Origin of the sequence: Bradyrhizobium sp. BLXBL-01, assembly GCF_051853025.1 — a bacterium.
In the GTDB taxonomy this organism is placed as follows: domain Bacteria; phylum Pseudomonadota; class Alphaproteobacteria; order Rhizobiales; family Xanthobacteraceae; genus Bradyrhizobium.
This window is the reverse complement of the sequence record NZ_CP182471.1, coordinates 2,630,492-2,645,061: the sequence shown is the minus strand read 5'-3', so window position 1 is coordinate 2,645,061 and position 14,570 is coordinate 2,630,492. Positions and strand designations below refer to the sequence as shown.

General features: G+C 65.2%; 18 protein-coding genes and 1 pseudogene. 13 read left to right on the top strand and 6 right to left on the bottom strand.

Annotated features, from left to right (window positions below):
- Positions 1 to 3: 3 nt before the first annotated feature.
- Entirely contained in the window at positions 4 to 573 is a 570-nt protein-coding gene (locus ACNJYA_RS11915) for a DUF3280 domain-containing protein (protein WP_172785558.1), read from the bottom strand.
- Positions 574 to 633: 60 nt separating this feature from the next.
- On the opposite strand from ACNJYA_RS11915, the gene ACNJYA_RS11910 reads away from it, so the two are divergent.
- From ACNJYA_RS11910 to ACNJYA_RS11885, 6 genes are all read left to right on the top strand, one after another.
- Positions 634 to 1,815, top strand: a complete 1,182-nt coding sequence (locus ACNJYA_RS11910; protein WP_439366467.1) for an ABC transporter substrate-binding protein — start codon at positions 634 to 636, stop codon at positions 1,813 to 1,815.
- Positions 1,816 to 1,823: 8 nt separating this feature from the next.
- Positions 1,824 to 2,792: a YVTN family beta-propeller repeat protein gene (locus ACNJYA_RS11905; RefSeq protein ID WP_439367468.1), complete on the top strand. Its 969-nt coding sequence runs from the start codon at positions 1,824 to 1,826 to the stop codon at positions 2,790 to 2,792.
- Positions 2,789 to 3,595 (top strand): ABC transporter ATP-binding protein, encoded by an 807-nt coding sequence (locus ACNJYA_RS11900; RefSeq protein WP_439402956.1) that lies wholly within the window; start codon positions 2,789 to 2,791, stop codon positions 3,593 to 3,595. The genes ACNJYA_RS11905 and ACNJYA_RS11900 overlap by 4 nt, the downstream gene beginning before the upstream one ends.
- Positions 3,592 to 4,440, top strand: coding sequence for an ABC transporter permease (locus ACNJYA_RS11895; protein WP_439402955.1), 849 nt, complete (start codon positions 3,592 to 3,594; stop codon positions 4,438 to 4,440). The genes ACNJYA_RS11900 and ACNJYA_RS11895 overlap by 4 nt, the downstream gene beginning before the upstream one ends.
- Entirely contained in the window at positions 4,437 to 5,051 is a 615-nt protein-coding gene (locus ACNJYA_RS11890; protein ID WP_439402954.1) for a hypothetical protein, read from the top strand. Before ACNJYA_RS11895 ends, ACNJYA_RS11890 begins: the two co-directional genes overlap by 4 nt.
- Positions 5,052 to 5,187: 136 nt before the next feature.
- Positions 5,188 to 5,493: a copper-binding protein gene (locus ACNJYA_RS11885; protein WP_172785563.1), complete on the top strand. Its 306-nt coding sequence runs from the start codon at positions 5,188 to 5,190 to the stop codon at positions 5,491 to 5,493.
- 53 nt (positions 5,494 to 5,546) lie between these two features.
- Here ACNJYA_RS11885 and ACNJYA_RS11880 read toward each other — a convergent pair whose 3' ends face one another.
- Positions 5,547 to 6,104: a PQQ-dependent catabolism-associated CXXCW motif protein gene (locus ACNJYA_RS11880; protein ID WP_439402953.1), complete on the bottom strand. Its 558-nt coding sequence runs from the start codon at positions 6,102 to 6,104 to the stop codon at positions 5,547 to 5,549.
- Positions 6,101 to 6,985, bottom strand: a complete 885-nt coding sequence (locus ACNJYA_RS11875) for a substrate-binding domain-containing protein (protein ID WP_439402952.1) — start codon at positions 6,983 to 6,985, stop codon at positions 6,101 to 6,103. Before ACNJYA_RS11875 ends, ACNJYA_RS11880 begins: the two co-directional genes overlap by 4 nt.
- A 126-nt stretch (positions 6,986 to 7,111) precedes the next feature.
- On the opposite strand from ACNJYA_RS11875, the gene ACNJYA_RS11870 reads away from it, so the two are divergent.
- Both ACNJYA_RS11870 and ACNJYA_RS11865 read left to right on the top strand, forming a co-directional pair.
- Positions 7,112 to 8,035 (top strand): quinoprotein relay system zinc metallohydrolase 2, encoded by a 924-nt coding sequence (locus tag ACNJYA_RS11870; RefSeq protein ID WP_212255277.1) that lies wholly within the window; start codon positions 7,112 to 7,114, stop codon positions 8,033 to 8,035.
- Between the two features lie 53 nt (positions 8,036 to 8,088).
- Positions 8,089 to 8,906 (top strand): annotated as a pseudogene (locus ACNJYA_RS11865) (quinoprotein dehydrogenase-associated SoxYZ-like carrier).
- Between the two features lie 174 nt (positions 8,907 to 9,080).
- Here the strand turns inward: ACNJYA_RS11865 and ACNJYA_RS11860 are convergent.
- Entirely contained in the window at positions 9,081 to 9,440 is a 360-nt protein-coding gene (locus tag ACNJYA_RS11860; RefSeq protein WP_260380162.1) for a hypothetical protein, read from the bottom strand.
- Positions 9,441 to 9,527: 87 nt separating this feature from the next.
- Here ACNJYA_RS11860 and ACNJYA_RS11855 point away from each other — a divergent pair, with 87 nt between their 5' ends.
- From ACNJYA_RS11855 to ACNJYA_RS11835, 5 genes are read left to right on the top strand one after another with little or no spacing between them, the layout of a single operon-like run.
- Complete coding sequence (locus ACNJYA_RS11855) at positions 9,528 to 10,502, top strand: ABC transporter substrate-binding protein (protein ID WP_439403434.1); 975 nt, start codon at positions 9,528 to 9,530, stop codon at positions 10,500 to 10,502.
- Between the two features lies 1 nt (position 10,503).
- Positions 10,504 to 11,241, top strand: coding sequence for an ABC transporter permease (locus tag ACNJYA_RS11850; RefSeq protein ID WP_172785569.1), 738 nt, complete (start codon positions 10,504 to 10,506; stop codon positions 11,239 to 11,241).
- Positions 11,231 to 11,959, top strand: coding sequence for an ABC transporter ATP-binding protein (locus tag ACNJYA_RS11845; RefSeq protein WP_439402951.1), 729 nt, complete (start codon positions 11,231 to 11,233; stop codon positions 11,957 to 11,959). Before ACNJYA_RS11850 ends, ACNJYA_RS11845 begins: the two co-directional genes overlap by 11 nt.
- Positions 11,960 to 12,007: 48 nt before the next feature.
- Complete coding sequence (locus ACNJYA_RS11840; protein WP_439402950.1) at positions 12,008 to 12,817, top strand: pentapeptide repeat-containing protein; 810 nt, start codon at positions 12,008 to 12,010, stop codon at positions 12,815 to 12,817.
- Between the two features lie 25 nt (positions 12,818 to 12,842).
- Complete coding sequence (locus ACNJYA_RS11835) at positions 12,843 to 13,190, top strand: hypothetical protein (RefSeq protein WP_172785572.1); 348 nt, start codon at positions 12,843 to 12,845, stop codon at positions 13,188 to 13,190.
- A gap of 22 nt (positions 13,191 to 13,212) precedes the next feature.
- On the opposite strand, the gene ACNJYA_RS11830 is transcribed toward ACNJYA_RS11835, so the two are convergent.
- Together ACNJYA_RS11830 and ACNJYA_RS11825 are read right to left on the bottom strand one after the other, a co-directional pair.
- Complete coding sequence (locus ACNJYA_RS11830; RefSeq protein ID WP_172785573.1) at positions 13,213 to 13,422, bottom strand: hypothetical protein; 210 nt, start codon at positions 13,420 to 13,422, stop codon at positions 13,213 to 13,215.
- A 221-nt stretch (positions 13,423 to 13,643) separates the two neighbouring features.
- Entirely contained in the window at positions 13,644 to 14,513 is an 870-nt protein-coding gene (locus tag ACNJYA_RS11825; protein WP_439402949.1) for a hypothetical protein, read from the bottom strand.
- Positions 14,514 to 14,570: the final 57 nt, after the last annotated feature.

Here is a 14,570-nt window from a genome sequence, read left to right as displayed (position 1 = left end):
ACCTCATGGCTTACCGTAATTCGGCGCCAGCAGGCGGTTGCGGATGAGGTAGCTCATGGTGCGCGACCAGGATTCATCCGTGTTGCCGCGCATGTCGGCGCTGGCGGCGGTGATCATGTTGCCGGTCTTCACGTCGCGCAGATAGACGTTGAGATTGATGATCAGGTTCGAGACCTTTTGCACGAGCCCGGTGATCTCCAAATCGGCACCGAGCTGCCCGGCGAGCTTGAGGTCGCAGCCGCCGCAGGCCTGCAGGTTGGCGTGACGGGCAGCCTCCCGTACCGGCGCGATATCGAGCACCTGGAACTTGCCCGACTCTGCCAATTCCTTGCGCAGCTGCTCGCTGATGCGCACGAGTCGCGCCTCTTCCGGCTTGGAGCCGTAGAACTCGCCCGGCAGGCTGGTGTCGATCAGCTCGAAATCGAACACCGCGAGTTTCGGCGGGTCGGCGAGCGCGGCCGCGCCCGTCAACAGCAAAGCCGCGATCGCCAACAATGCTCGCATGATCGTGATTCCCGGCCGTGCGCGCGCGGGGACGAAATGCGGGGTTGCATGGCCTGACAATTTGGTCATGCTTGAAGCAGAGACAATTCTTCACCGGCGGTCAAGCCGGGGAGATCGTCTGGAGGAAACATGATCCGATGGTTGGCCGGCCTGATCGGCTTTGGTCTTGCGGCGACGAGCGCGCTTGCGGCCGATCCCGTCACGGTCGGCGTCGGCTATCTCGGAATCGCCGGCACCCGATCGACGCTGTCGCTGGTCGAGCAGCCCGCCGAGAATGACGGCGTCGCCGGCGCGCGCCTTGCCATCGAGGACAACAACACCACCGGGAAATTCACCGGCCAGCGCTTCACGCTGGAGGAGCGCCGCATCAGGGAAGGCGAGGACGTGGCGCAGGCTGCGACCGCGCTCGCCGAGAAGAACGGCTTCATCATCGCCGACCTCCCCGCCGATGCGCTTCTGAAGGTCGCGGACGCCCTGCGCGACCGCGGCACGTTGCTGTTCAACGCCGGCGCGATCGACGAGCGGCTGCGCGAGGCCGATTGCCGTGCCAACGTCATCCACACCGCGCCGACGCGCGCGATGCTGGCGGATGCACTCGGCCAATATCTGGTGTGGAAGAAGTGGTCGCGCTGGCTGCTGGTGGTCGGCTCGCACGACGAGGACAGGCTGTTCGCCGATGCGCTCCGGCGAACCGCGGCGCGGTTCGGCGCCAAGATCGTGCAGGAGCGGATCTTCGAGGACAAGGGCGGCGCGCGGCGCACCGATAGCGGCGTGACGCAGATCCAGCGCCAGATTCCTGTCTTCACGCAACAGGCGCCGGCCTATGACGTGCTGGTCGCCGCAGACGAGAGTGAAGTGTTCGGCGCCTATCTGCCCTATCGCACCTGGGATCCGCGCCCGGTCGCCGGCTCGGCCGGCCTCGTGCCGCGCAGCTGGGACGCATCGCAGGACCAATGGGGCGCGATCCAGATGCAGAACCGCTTCATCAAGCTGAATGCGCGGCGGATGACCGCGCTCGACATGCAGGCCTGGACCGCGGTGCGCATGATCGGCGAAGCCACCTCGCGCACCAATTCCGGCGAGGTCAAGAAGGTCACCGATTTCATCAAGGGCCCGGATTTCTCCGTCGCCGCCTTCAAGGGCACGCGGCTGACCTTGCGCGACTGGAATTGGCAGCTGCGCCAGCCGATCCTCCTGGTCGACGGCCGCATGGTGGTATCGGTGTCGCCGCAGGAAGGATTCCTGCACCAGGTCTCCGAGCTCGACACGCTCGGCTACGATCGCCCGGAGAGCAAATGCAAGTTGAAATGAGGACGCAGATGTTGCGCATGTGGCGTGTGGGGCTTCTGTCCGGGCTGGCGCTCGTCGCATTGCCCGCGCATGCTTTCATCGCCTATGTCTCGAACGAGAAGAGCAACACGGTCTCGGTGATCGATACCGACAGCTGGACCGTGACCAAGACCATCAAGGTCGGCCAGCGTCCGCGCGGCATCGATTTCACCCGCGACGGCAAGTTCGTGATGGTCGCGGTCGGTGACGACGACACCATCCAGGTGATCGACACCAAGACGCAAAGCGTGGTGGACAGCCTGCCCTCCGGACCCGACCCCGAGCTGTTCGCACAGGATGCGGCCGGCAAGATCCTCTATGTCGCGAACGAGAACGACAACACGGTGACGGTGATCGACCTCGAGAAGCGCACCCGGCTCGGCGATATCCAGGTCGGCGTCGAGCCCGAGGGCATGACCATCAGCCCGGACGGCAAGACGCTGATCAACACGTCCGAGACAACCAACATGGCGCATTTCATCGACACGTCGTCGCGCCAGATCGTCGCCAACGTGCTGGTCGACGCGCGGCCGCGCTTTGCCGAGTACAAGCACGATTCTTCGGAGGTCTGGGTGTCCTCGGAGATCGGCGGCACCGTCTCGATCATCGACCCCAAAAAGCACGAGGTGATCGGCAAGGTCACGTTCGAGATCCCGGGCCTGCGGAAGGAGGCGATCCAGCCGGTCGGGATCGGCATGACCAAGGACGACAAGACCGCCTTCGTCGCGCTCGGCCCCGCCAACCGCATCGCCGTGGTCGACGTCGCCTCGCGCAAGGTGACGAAATATCTCCTGGTCGGGCAGCGGGTCTGGCACATGGCGTTCACGCCGGACGAGAAATATTTGCTCACCACCAACGGCGTGTCGAACGATGTCTCCGTCATCGACGTTGCCGCGCAAAAAGTGATCAAGACCATTCAGGTGGGCGAACTGCCCTGGGGCATTGCGATCGCGCCATGACCAGCCCTGCCCCGATCGCCGAACCGCAGCAGACGCCGAGACCGGGAGCGGCCACGGTGCCGGCGTTGTCGATCGAGGGCGTCAGCCATGCCTATGGTCCGCGGCGCGCCTTGACGGACGTGTCCTTCAATGTGCAGCCCGCGAGCTTCACGGCGCTGCTGGGACTCAACGGCGCCGGCAAGAGTACGCTGTTCTCGCTGATCACGCGCCTGTTCGGCATCCAGTCCGGCCGCGTCGGCATTTTCGGGCACGACGTCAGCAAGAGCCCCGGCGAGGCGCTGCGGCTGCTCGGGGTCGTGTTCCAGCCGCGCACGCTCGATCTCGACCTGTCGCTGACGCAGAACCTGCTCTATCACGCCGCGCTGCATGGCATCGGCCGCCGCGACGCCTCGGCGCGCAGCGCCGAGCTGCTCGGGCGCATCGGCCTTGCCGATCGCGCCGCGAGCAAGGTGCGCGACCTCTCGGGCGGACAGATGCGGCGGCTGGAGATCGCGCGGGCGCTGCTGCATCGGCCGCGCCTCTTGCTGCTCGACGAGCCGACCGTCGGCCTCGACGTCAAGGCGCGCGCCGACATCATCAGCCACGTCCGCCAGCTCGTGACCGAGCAAGGCATCGGCGTGCTCTGGGCCACGCACCTGTTCGACGAGATCATGCCCAGCGACGATCTCGTGGTGCTGCACCAGGGAAAGGTGCTGGCGCAGGGGCCGATGAGCCGCGTCGTCGCGGAGGCCGGTGCGCAGGACGTCAACACCGCCTTCATGCGCCTGACCGGCGCGCAAACCATGCCTGGAGGCGGCGCATGAGCAGCATCACAACGCGCGAGGCGCCGCGGGGATTTTCGCTCTCCGAGTACATGACCTGCCTCACTGGCATCGTCTGGCGCGAGGGGCTGCGCTTCCTGCATCAGCGCGAGCGCTTCGTCTCGGCACTGGTGCGTCCCCTGGTGTGGCTGTTCATCTTTGCCGCCGGCTTCCGCCAGGTGCTCGGCATCTCCATCATCCCGCCCTACGAGACCTACATCCTCTACGAGGTCTATATCGCCCCCGGGCTGATGGCGATGATCCAGCTCTTCAACGGCATGCAGTCCTCGCTGTCGATGGTCTATGACCGCGAGATGGGCAACATGCGAACGCTCCTGGTGAGCCCATTGCCGCGGGGCTTCCTGTTGTTCTGCAAGCTGCTCGCGGGCACCGCGGTATCGCTGCTCCAGGTTTATGCGTTCCTGCTGATCGCCTGGCTCTGGGACATCACCCCATCGCCCCAGGGCTATCTCACCGTGCTGCCGGCGCTGATCCTCTCGGGGCTGATGCTGGGCTCGCTCGGCATGCTGATCTCGTCGGGCATCAAGCAGCTGGAGAACTTCGCCGGTGTCATGAACTTCGTGATCTTCCCGATGTTCTTCGCCTCCTCCGCGCTCTACCCGCTCTGGCGGGTGCAGGAGGGCAGCCCCTATCTCTATTATCTGTGCGAGGCCAATCCGTTCACCCATGCGGTTGAGCTGATCCGCTTCGCGCTGTATGGCCAGGTCAACTGGATCTCGCTGGCGGTGGTCGCGACCTGCACAATCGTCTTCATGATCGGCGCGATCCTGGCCTATGATCCCTCGCGCGGGCTGGCGCGACGCGGGCCTGCGGGAGGCGAAGGATGATTGTTCGAGTTCTGGCCAGTGCTGTTCTGGTGCTCGCTGTTGCGAGCACGGCGGCGCACGCCGCCGATCCCCGCTATCCGGACTGGCCGTGCACCCAGGCCAAGGTGCCGGAGATCTCGCTGGCCGCCGTGTGGGCCGGTCCGCCGCTCGACGACGTCCAGAACAGATGGAAGGACGACGCCAGGATCAGCGCGCTCGTCGCAAAGCTGGCGGCGCGCAAGACGCCGCTGGATGAGGGGGAAAAGCTGGTGAAGGAGTTTCTCGCAGGTTCCGCCGCCGACAAGAGTGCGAACGCCAGGCTGCTGTTCGCCGGCCTGTTCGACACGCTCAACGCCCAGCGTTCCCAGGTCATGAACGGGCTCGAACGCGTCAGCCGCAAGCAGCGCGATGCCGCCGACAAGATCCGCGAAGAGACGATTCAGCTCCAGGCCCTGCAAGGGGCCACACCGCGTGACGAGGCGAAGGTCGAGGCGCTCAGCAACGAGCTGATCTGGAAGACCCGGATCTTCGAGGACCGCCACAAGGTGGTGCGCTTCGTCTGCGAGGTTCCAACCTCGATCGACCAGCGCCTGTTCGCGCTCGGACGCGTGATCCAGCAGGAAATGGAATAGCGTCAGTTGGGCTGACGGCTCACGGAAAGTTCCCGCAATCGCCTCAGCAACGTTAACCTTTCGCCGCGCTATCTGCCGGAACCAAATCGATTTATGATGGCTTGTCGAAGTGAACTCCAGACGTCGGGAGGCCTCGATGGGAACCACAAGATTCATGTTCGCGGGCGCCGCGGTCCTCGGCATGCTCGCAACCAGCGCCTTCGCTGACGACATGACCGGGATGATCACGCGGATCGATCGGCTCAACGGCACGATCTCGATCCAGCAGACGCAGAAGGGCACGGTCGGCGCCAGCACCGGCAGCGCCGGCGCGCTGCAGGAGTACAAGGCCAAGGATGCCGCGATGCTGGACGCCGTCCATGCCGGCGACAGGGTGAGCTATTCTGCGACCGAGACCAACGGTACGGGCACGTTGACGAAGTTGCAGAAGCAGAAGCCGTAACACCGTCTTTCGTCTCCCGCTTGCAGGGACAGGCAGAGCACTTCGCCCAACCGTTACTGGTCCGGGCGCGGTTCCGGCTGCGCTTCCTCGGTCGGAAGTTTTGCTCCCTCCCAGCCGTCGGTGCCGTCGGGATACCAGGCGATGTTGGAATAGCCGTAAGCCAATGCGCGCCTGGCTGCGTTCCAGGACATCCAGCAATCGGCGAGGCAATAGATCACCAGCAGCGCGGCCTTGTCGCCGCGCGAGGCGCGCGCAAGGCCACGCTGGAGATAATCGTCCATGGCGCGCGGCAGATTGCCGTAGCCGGTGTCCGGCAGCCAGAGGCTGCCCGGAATGTTCCTGCGCGGCGCATCAAGCCACACCGTGCCCGCAGGCAGGTTCTTCGGCTTCGGCGGGCGCGGCATCACATCGACGAAAGCGCCGCTGCTCGCGCGCCAGATCGCCTCCGCCTCTCCGGTCGTGAGCACGCGCGCGCCAGCGAGCGTCGCCGGCACCGGTGCGCGATAATTGTCGGTGCGATAGCCCCCGGGCTCGAACGGCTCCTGCTGCTGCGCCAACGCCGGGACCACGAGCAGGGCAACGACGAACGCCGCGGCAAGCGGCCGGCTCATGGCGCCTTCTTGGCCGTCTCCGCGCCGAGCGGCCGATTGCTCTCGTCCAGCAGCGGCACGCCGAAATCGAGCAGGATCTTGTTGATCTCGCCCTGGTTCTCCTGGATGACCCGGTTGAGCTGCCGCTTCCAGCTCTGGTCGGCGGGACGCACGCCCATGCCGATGCGATAGACCAGCTTCGGCCCGGTGGTCTCCTTCACCAGCGGCGTGACGTGCAGCGAGGCGCCGGCCTTCTTCGCATAATAGCCGGCCATCGGTCCCCAGAGCACGCCGGCGTCGATCTTGCCGGCAGTGAGGTCCTCGATCATCGCCTGCGCCGAATTGTCGAAGCGCGTGTCGATCATCAGCGGATAGGGTTTGGCGTCGCCCATCAGGCCTGCCAACGCCATATTCGTCGCCGGCGGCGTGCCGGCGACGATGCCGATATGCTTGCCCTTCAGGCGTGCGTCCTCCAGCGTGTCGACGTCCTCGAGCCCGCTGCCGGTCTTCGCGACCAGCGCATAGGTCGTGCGGTAATAGGGATTGGTGCCCTGCACGAGGTCGTCGCCCTGCGGGAAGCCCATGATGACGTCGCAGCGATGTGCGCCCAGCGTCATCCGCACGAAACCGGTCGCTTGCGGAAAGAAGACGTAGTCGAGCTTCTTCTGCAGCTTGTCCGCCAGGAACTCGGCGAGCTTGTTCTCGAACCCCTCGCCCTTCTCGTTGGAGAAAGGCAGGTTGCGCGGGTCGGCGCAGACGCGCAGCACCTTCGGGTCAACCAGCTCGAACGAGAGATCGCCGGTCTCGTTGGTCTGCGCGAAGGCGATATCGCCGAACGCACAGGATGCGATCACGATGCAGAGTGAAAACCACCAGCGACGATGTCGTCCGGCCTGCGTCATCGCGCTTCCTCCTCGTTTTGTTTGAATGTTATCCATGCAACGCCTGACGCGCCACGTGTGCCAACTTTTGCTGGCTTTGCTTTGTTGCAGTGCAATGAGGCCGATCCTTTGAACTGAGGCGGAAAAGTGTCTCGCATCGCTCTCGTGATCGCAGCCTTGTCCCTGGTAGTAGCGACGCTAGCACGCGCCGGAGCGGCCGAATTGCCTGTGAGCGAAGTCGCGCCGGGAATCTTCCTACACTCCGGGACCATCGCGCTGATGAGCCGCGAGAATGAGGGCGACATCGCCAATGTCGGCTTCATCGTGGGAGATGACGCGGTGGCCGTGATCGACACCGGCGGCAGCCTGCGCGAAGGCGAGGCGCTGCTGGCGGCGGTGCGCGCGCGCACGCAGAAGCCGATCCGCTATGTCATCAACACCCATGGCCATCCCGACCACGTCTTCGGCAATGCTGCTTTCGTGGCGGAGGGAGCCAGCTTCGTCGGCCACAGCAAGCTGCCGCAGGCGCTGGCGAGCCGCGGACCGTTCTATCTCGACAATTTCAGACGCATCATGGGCGCCGAGTTGATCGATCCCGTGAAGATCGTGCCACCGACCCTGCTCGTGACGGACACGCTGACGCTCGATCTCGGATCGCGCCGCTTGACCCTGAGGGCATGGCCGGCCGGGCACAGCGACAACGATCTGACCGTGTTCGACGAGACCACCAAGACCCTGCTTGCCGGCGATCTCGTCTTTCTCCGCCACATTCCGGTGATGGACGGCAGCATTCGCGGCTGGCTCGCTACGCTGAAGGAGTTGGAGACGATCCCGGCGCTGCGCGTTGTTCCCGGTCACGGCCCCGTGAGCGACTGGCCTGCGGCGCTGAGCGATCAACGGCGTTACCTGTCAACGCTGCTGTCCGACGTCCGCGCCCTGAACAAGAAGGGCGCGCCGATCCGCGCCGCTGCGGACAAGGCGGCCACGGAAGAGCGGCCGCACTGGCAGCTGTTCGAGGACTACAACGCCCGCAACGCAACTGCAGCATTTTCGGAAATTGAATGGGAGTAGCGGGCGCGCTACCCTGGCAGAGATCAGCTTCGCTTGATCCAAGGAGCATGACCATGACGGGATGCACACGCCGCCTGCCCCTGATCGCCCTGCTCCTCGGCATCGCCTTCGCCGTGCCGACGCAAGCGGAAGAGGCCTACGATCCCTGGCCGGGCCTGGTGCAGGACATCTTCAGCAACCGGCCGATGAACGACGGCAGCGCCGTCATCGGCATCGAGATGCCCTATCGCGCCGAGGATGCCGCGATCGTGCCGGTGACGCTGCGCAGCAAGCTGTCGCCCGCAGATAGCCGCCGCATCCGTTCGATCACGCTGGTGATCGACCGCAACCCGCACCGATGGCAGCGAAGTTCGAGCTCGGTCCGGACGCCAACGTCACGGAAATCTCGACCCGCGTGCGCGTCAACAATTACACCGATGTGCACGCCGTGGCCGAGCTCAGCGACGGCCAGCTCTACGTCTCGAAAGTCTATGTGAAGGCCTCCGGCGGCTGCTCGGCCCCGGCAGCAAAGAACGTGGAAGAAGCCAAGAACCGGCTCGGCCAGATGCGCTACCGGCAATTCGCCCGTGAGGACGGTCCGGCCAGCCGGTTGCGTGAAGCGCAGATCATGATCGGCCATCCCAACAATTCCGGATTGCAGATGGACCAGGTCACGCAGCTCTATATCCCCGCCTTCTTCATCAACCAGCTCAAGCTGACGCAGGACGACAGCCCCGTGCTGTCGATGGAAGGCGGCATCTCGATCTCGGAAGATCCCAACCTGCGCTTCACCTATGTCTCCAACGGCGCCAAGCGTTTCCGCGCGGAGGCCAAGGACACGGACGGCCACGTATTCCGCAACGAATGGGACGTGGAAAAGCCGGGGACGTGAGACTTTCTTACCCTCCCCCCCTGTGGGAGAGGGTGGCTCGCTGCGTAAGCAGCGAGACGGGTGAGGGGTATGTCTCCACAGATGAGCGCGCGGTGACATACCCCTCATCCGGCGCTTCGCGCCACCTTCTCCCACAAGGGGAGAAGGAAGATCGCACCGTCTATGCCGCAATAGCTAGAAGCACCTCACCTCGGCTTCCGCCTGCGCCCGGCGCAGATCGTTGACCGCCGAGTTCGCCTGCTCCGAGGTGCGAAACTGCACGCCGAGATTGCCACGGACCTGGGACATGCTGAGCGCGGTCTCTGCGGTCACATAGCGCGCGTAGGGCATGATCGAGGCGACCACATCGATCGAGCAGGAACATTGCTCGATGGACTGCCGGCTCTCGCCATTGGCCTTCATGCAGCCATAGACATACTCCGCGCGCGCCGACGTCGGATAGTCATTGGCCTCCTCGGCCCGCGCCACGCACGCGGTCGCCGCCAATACCGCCAATGCGGCGACAATCGGTCGTAGCCGTCCGGCCAGATTCATGCGCGTCCTCCCGCTGGTTGCGAGCCAAGCTATGCTATGCGTATTGTGCTGAAAAGCACTCTGTCAGAGGAAACGGCTCACAAGGTGATGAGAGTTTTGGCACGAATATTGGCGCTCGCAACGGTGCTGGCGCTAGCCGCGCCGGCCGGCGCCGCGGACACGATCCGCCTTGCGGTGCAGAAGACCGGAACATTCTCGTGGGAGCTGGCCGCGATCCGCAGCGCCGGCCTCGACAAGGAGGCCGGCCTGTCGCTGGAGGTCACCGAGCTCGCGAGCACCGAGGCCGGCAAGATCGCGATGCGCGCCGGCAGCGCCGACATCATCCTGTCGGACTGGCTGTGGGTGTCACGCGAGCGCGCGCTGGGTGCCAAGCTCGCCTTCTATCCCTATTCCAGTGCGCTCGGCGCCGTGATGGTGCCGGCCAATTCGCCGATCAAGACGCTTGCCGACCTCAAGGGCCGCAAGCTCGCGGTCGCCGGCGGGGCGATCGACAAGAGCTGGCTGCTGCTGCAGGCGCGCATGAAGCAGGACGGCATCGACCTGAAGTCGGACGCAACCATCGTCTACGGCGCCCCGCCCTTGATCGCCGCCAAGTCGCTGGACGGCGAGATGGATGCGAGCCTCAACTTCTGGAATTTCTGCGCCCAGCTCGAAGCCAAGGGTTTTCGCCGCCTCGCCGGGATCGAGGAGATCTTGCCGAAGCTGGGCGCCAAAGGCGCGGTCGCCGCAGTCGGCTATGTCTTCGACGAGAGCTGGGCCGCGAGCCATAAGGAGGCGGTCGCGCGGTTCATCGCGATGACCCGCAAGGCCAAGGAGCTGCTGACGACCTCGGATGCGGCCTGGGACAAGGTCGCGCCGCTCACCGGCACGACCGATCCTGCCCTGCTCAAGACCTACCGCGACCGCTACCGCGACGGCATTCCGCGCCGGAGCATCGATGATGAGGAAACGGACGCGCGCGTGCTGTACCGCGTGCTGGCCGAGATCGGCGGACGCGAGCTCGTCGGCCCCGCAGCCGAGCTCGACCCCGGCACCTTCTATCACGCGGTCCCCGGAGACTGAGGTGCTGCGCCTGCTCTCGTTCGCCCTGTTCCTCGCGATCTGGTGGATTGCCGCGCTCCTCGTCGGCGGCGCAAAGCTGCCCTCCCCGCCGGCGGTGCTTCAGGTGATGATAGCGGAAGCATCGAGCGGCGCGTTGTTCCTGCATCTCGGCGCCACGCTGGCGCGCGTCGCGCTCGCCTTCACCCTGGCAATGTCGCTCGGCAGCGCGATCGGCTATTTGATGGGCCGGGTCAAGCTCGCCGACCGGCTCGGCGATCCCTGGCTGATCCTGCTGCTCAACCTGCCCGCATTGGTCGTGATCGTGCTGGCCTATATCTGGGCTGGCCTCACCGAGGCCGCCGCGATCGCGGCGATCGCCATCAACAAGCTGCCGACCGCCATCGTCACCTTGCGCGAGGGCACGCGCGCACTCGACCGTTCGCTCGACGAGATGGCGAGCGTGTTCGCGATGCCGCGCTGGCGCGCCTTCCGCCACGTCGTGCTGCCGCAGCTTGCGCCCTATATCGCGGCCTCTGCCCGCTCCGGCCTGTCGCTGGTGTGGAAGATCGTGCTGGTCGCCGAGCTGCTGGGACGGCCCAACGGCGTCGGCTTCGAGATCGGCGTCGCCTTCCAGCTGTTCGACACGCCGCGGCTGCTGGCCTATTCCCTGACATTCGCCGCCGTCGTACTCGTCATCGAAACCTTGCTGGTGCAGCCGTTCGAAGCCCGCGCAAACAGGTGGCGGCCCCGTGCGGCTTGAGGTCGACATCACGGGCAAGACCTTCCGGAGTGCCGCGGGCGGAACGCACGAGGTGCTGGCACCGGTCAAATTCGCGCTGCAATCCGGTGAGGTCGGCGTGCTGATCGGCCCGTCCGGCTGCGGCAAGAGCACGATGCTGCGCATCATCCTCGGACTGGACCACGACTTTGCAGGCCACGTCGCGCGACCGCCGCAGGCGCGGATCGGCATGGTGTTCCAGGAGCCGCGCCTGCTGCCGTGGCGCTCGGTCGAGCAGAATGTAAGGCTGGCTGCACCCGGTGTCGCCGATGCCAAGCTCGCCGAGCTGTTCAAAATCCTGGAGCTGGAAGCGCATCGCAACCATTATCCCGGTGAACTCTCGTTGGGTTTGGCCAGGCGCGTGGCGCTCGCCCGCGCCTTTGCCGTCGAGCCGGATATTCTCGTGCTCGACGAACCGCTGGCATCGCTCGATGACGCTCTCGCCGGACGGCTGCGCGATGAGATTGCAACGCTCGTCGCGAGCCGGCCAGTGATGACGCTTTTGGTGACACACAGCCTGGACGATGCAGTGCGCCTGGGCGACCGGCTGTTCTTCCTGTCGCCGCGACCGGCGCGGATCGTGGCCGAGGTGCCTATCGGCATCCCGCGCGGCACACGCGGCGAGGCCGAGATTGCGGCGATCAAGGCCAGCGTCGCCCAACGAACTCAAGGCGACCGCACTGAGCGAGATGCCTCATAGCCGCTCGCCTGGCGGACGTGCTAGATTAGGCCGGCGGCGGAGCTGATGATGACACGGACAGTCGCCTTCGCAACGCTTGGTCTTGCAGCGCTTAGCCTCGCATTGGTTGCGATGACGGCGGGCGCGCAGGACATGATGCGTGGCGTCGACCTCACCTCCCCCGCGATGGTCTCGGCTGAAATGACGAGGCCGGAGGTCGAGGCCATGTTGGCCAAAGCGAGCCCAAAGCAGCCTGCCGATTTCACCGGCAAACGCCTGTCGGGTCTCGATCTCTCCGGGCTGGACCTGTCCAACACGGTTCTCCGCGCCGCGCGGCTCAACAAGACGATACTTCGAGACGCCAGGCTGGACGGTGCGATCCTCGATCAGGCGTGGCTGCTGGATGCGGATCTTACCGGCGCAAGCCTGAAGGGCGCCAATCTGTTCGCCTCGCAAATGGCCCGCGCGCGTCTCGACGGCGCGAACCTGTCAGGAGCGCGCATCGCTGCCGACCTCACCGGCGCCAGCCTGGTCGGCGCCTCGATCGCGGACGCGCATCTTGGCGCCGATATGCGCAACCAGTCGATGGGGCTGATGCGCGCGGTGCTGAGATCCGCCAAGCTGGAACGGCTGAACGCGCGCAACGCCGATTTGTCGCGCGTCGACCTCGAATTCGCAGTCCTCAGGAGCGCCGATCTGAGCGGCGCATCACTGAAAAACGCCCAACTCGGCGGAGCCGATCTGACCGGTGCCATCGTCATCGACGCCGATTTCGACGGCGCCGACCTCGTCTCGGCGAAGCTGATCGCACCGAACGGCCTTGACCGCGCCAAGAATTTCGACAAGGCAAAGAACCGCGAGCGCCTGATCAGGGAATGACGGCGCCCTTTGGGAGGACTGGCTGATGCGTGGGGTTCTTGCTTTGATCGCGTTGTTGACGCTTGCCGGCGAAGCCGCCGCGCAGACCAAGAGCAAGGGCATAAGGCTCTGGAATCTCACGACGGAGACGATCTCCGGCTTCCAGCTCTCACCCGCTGGCAGGACCGACTGGGGTCCGAACCAGTGCCTGAACGACAAGGACAAGGAGGTCGACCACGACGAGCGGCTGCGCATCACCGGCATCGAGCCCGGCCGCTACGACGCCAAGGTCAGCTATCCCAATGCACGGCAGTGCATCGTCCGCGACATCGAGATCAAGGCCGACGCGGTGTTCTCGATTGCCGACAAGGATTTGAAGGACTGCAGCAAGTAGCGCTTGAATCGATTCTTGCAGCTCACGCCTTGTCGTTCGGGTGCGGATATTCGCAGCGCCACCGCACGGCCTGCCATTTCGGATGCTCGCCGATCCATTGCGCGATATAGGGCGGCGCGGCCATGACGCATTGGCGGGGCGATCCGGAATAGTTGAACACCAGATGCTGCTCTTCGCAGGTCGCAGGCGAGAGCACCGCACACACAGTCACCACCAGGTCAATCGGGTTCATGCCGGGATCCTCTCGCAACGGGCGATGCAGAGATTAGCACATGGAGCTACGCCCCAAGGAGGGGGAAGTTTCAAAGCGCCGAAGCCTCATCATGGCCGGGCTTGTCCCGGCCATCCACGCCTTGCCTCGTGGAACAAAGAACGTCGATGCCCGGGCCTTCGCCTCGCCGAAGCGGCTTCGGCGCGCAGGCGGGACGAGCCCGGGCATGACGACCTTCTGCGCTAGAAGTTCACGCCGAACACCAATCGCGCCTGATGCCGCTCGAAATTGACGAGATCGAGATTGCCGCCTGAGCCGGCTGGGCGCCCCCAGGCCTGCATGCTCCAGCTCATGGTGAGCCGGGAGCGCTCGGAGAGCTGGAAATAGGCGGTGGGGCCGACAAACAGGGCCTGGCCCGAGAACTCGCCGAGGCCGATGCCCTCATATTGCCGGAAGTAGCGCATCTCGCCGCCGAGCAGCACATTGGGCCGCACCCGCACCAGGCCGGCGAACGCGGCGCCGATCGTCGAGCTCTTCTCGGAAGCCCCTCCAATCTCGAACCGCGCCCATTCCGGCTGGTAGATCAGGTTGAGGGCGCCGATGGCGAAGTTCGGGATCAGTTCGCGGTCGAAAGCGAGCGTGAATTCGGTGCCGTACATCCGCCCTTTCGCGCCGCTGGTCTCGTCGATGCGGTCGCCGTGGAGCTCGGCCGCAATCGTGAGGCCGAATGGCGCACGCTCGCGGTTGAGCAGGCGATAGCGCAGGTCGAGCGAGACGCCCTGGAAGTTGAACTGGCGGCGATCGTCGATATCAGGGACGCCGGTGATGTCGTGCAAGCTGGCGGTGCCGCCGACTTCGATACGAAAATTCGGCAGCGGCACCACCTCGATCTCGAGCTCCTGCGCGAGGGCGCGATAGGCCACCCCGCCTTTGCCGAAGCGCCCCGTCGTCTGGCTCTGGAATTCGCGCTCGCCGACATTGCCGACATCGGTGCCGATCATGAAGCCGAAGATGTGCTCGGTATCAAAGCCTTCCTCGGCGCTGGTGCGTGCCGGCGCCAGCACGATCGCGCACGCGATCACCAACCAGAACTTGCAGGCTCTGCCGCCCATGCCGTGCCCCAAAGGCGCGCTCCGCTCTGATGCGGCAGCAGCGCTGACCGAGCACCA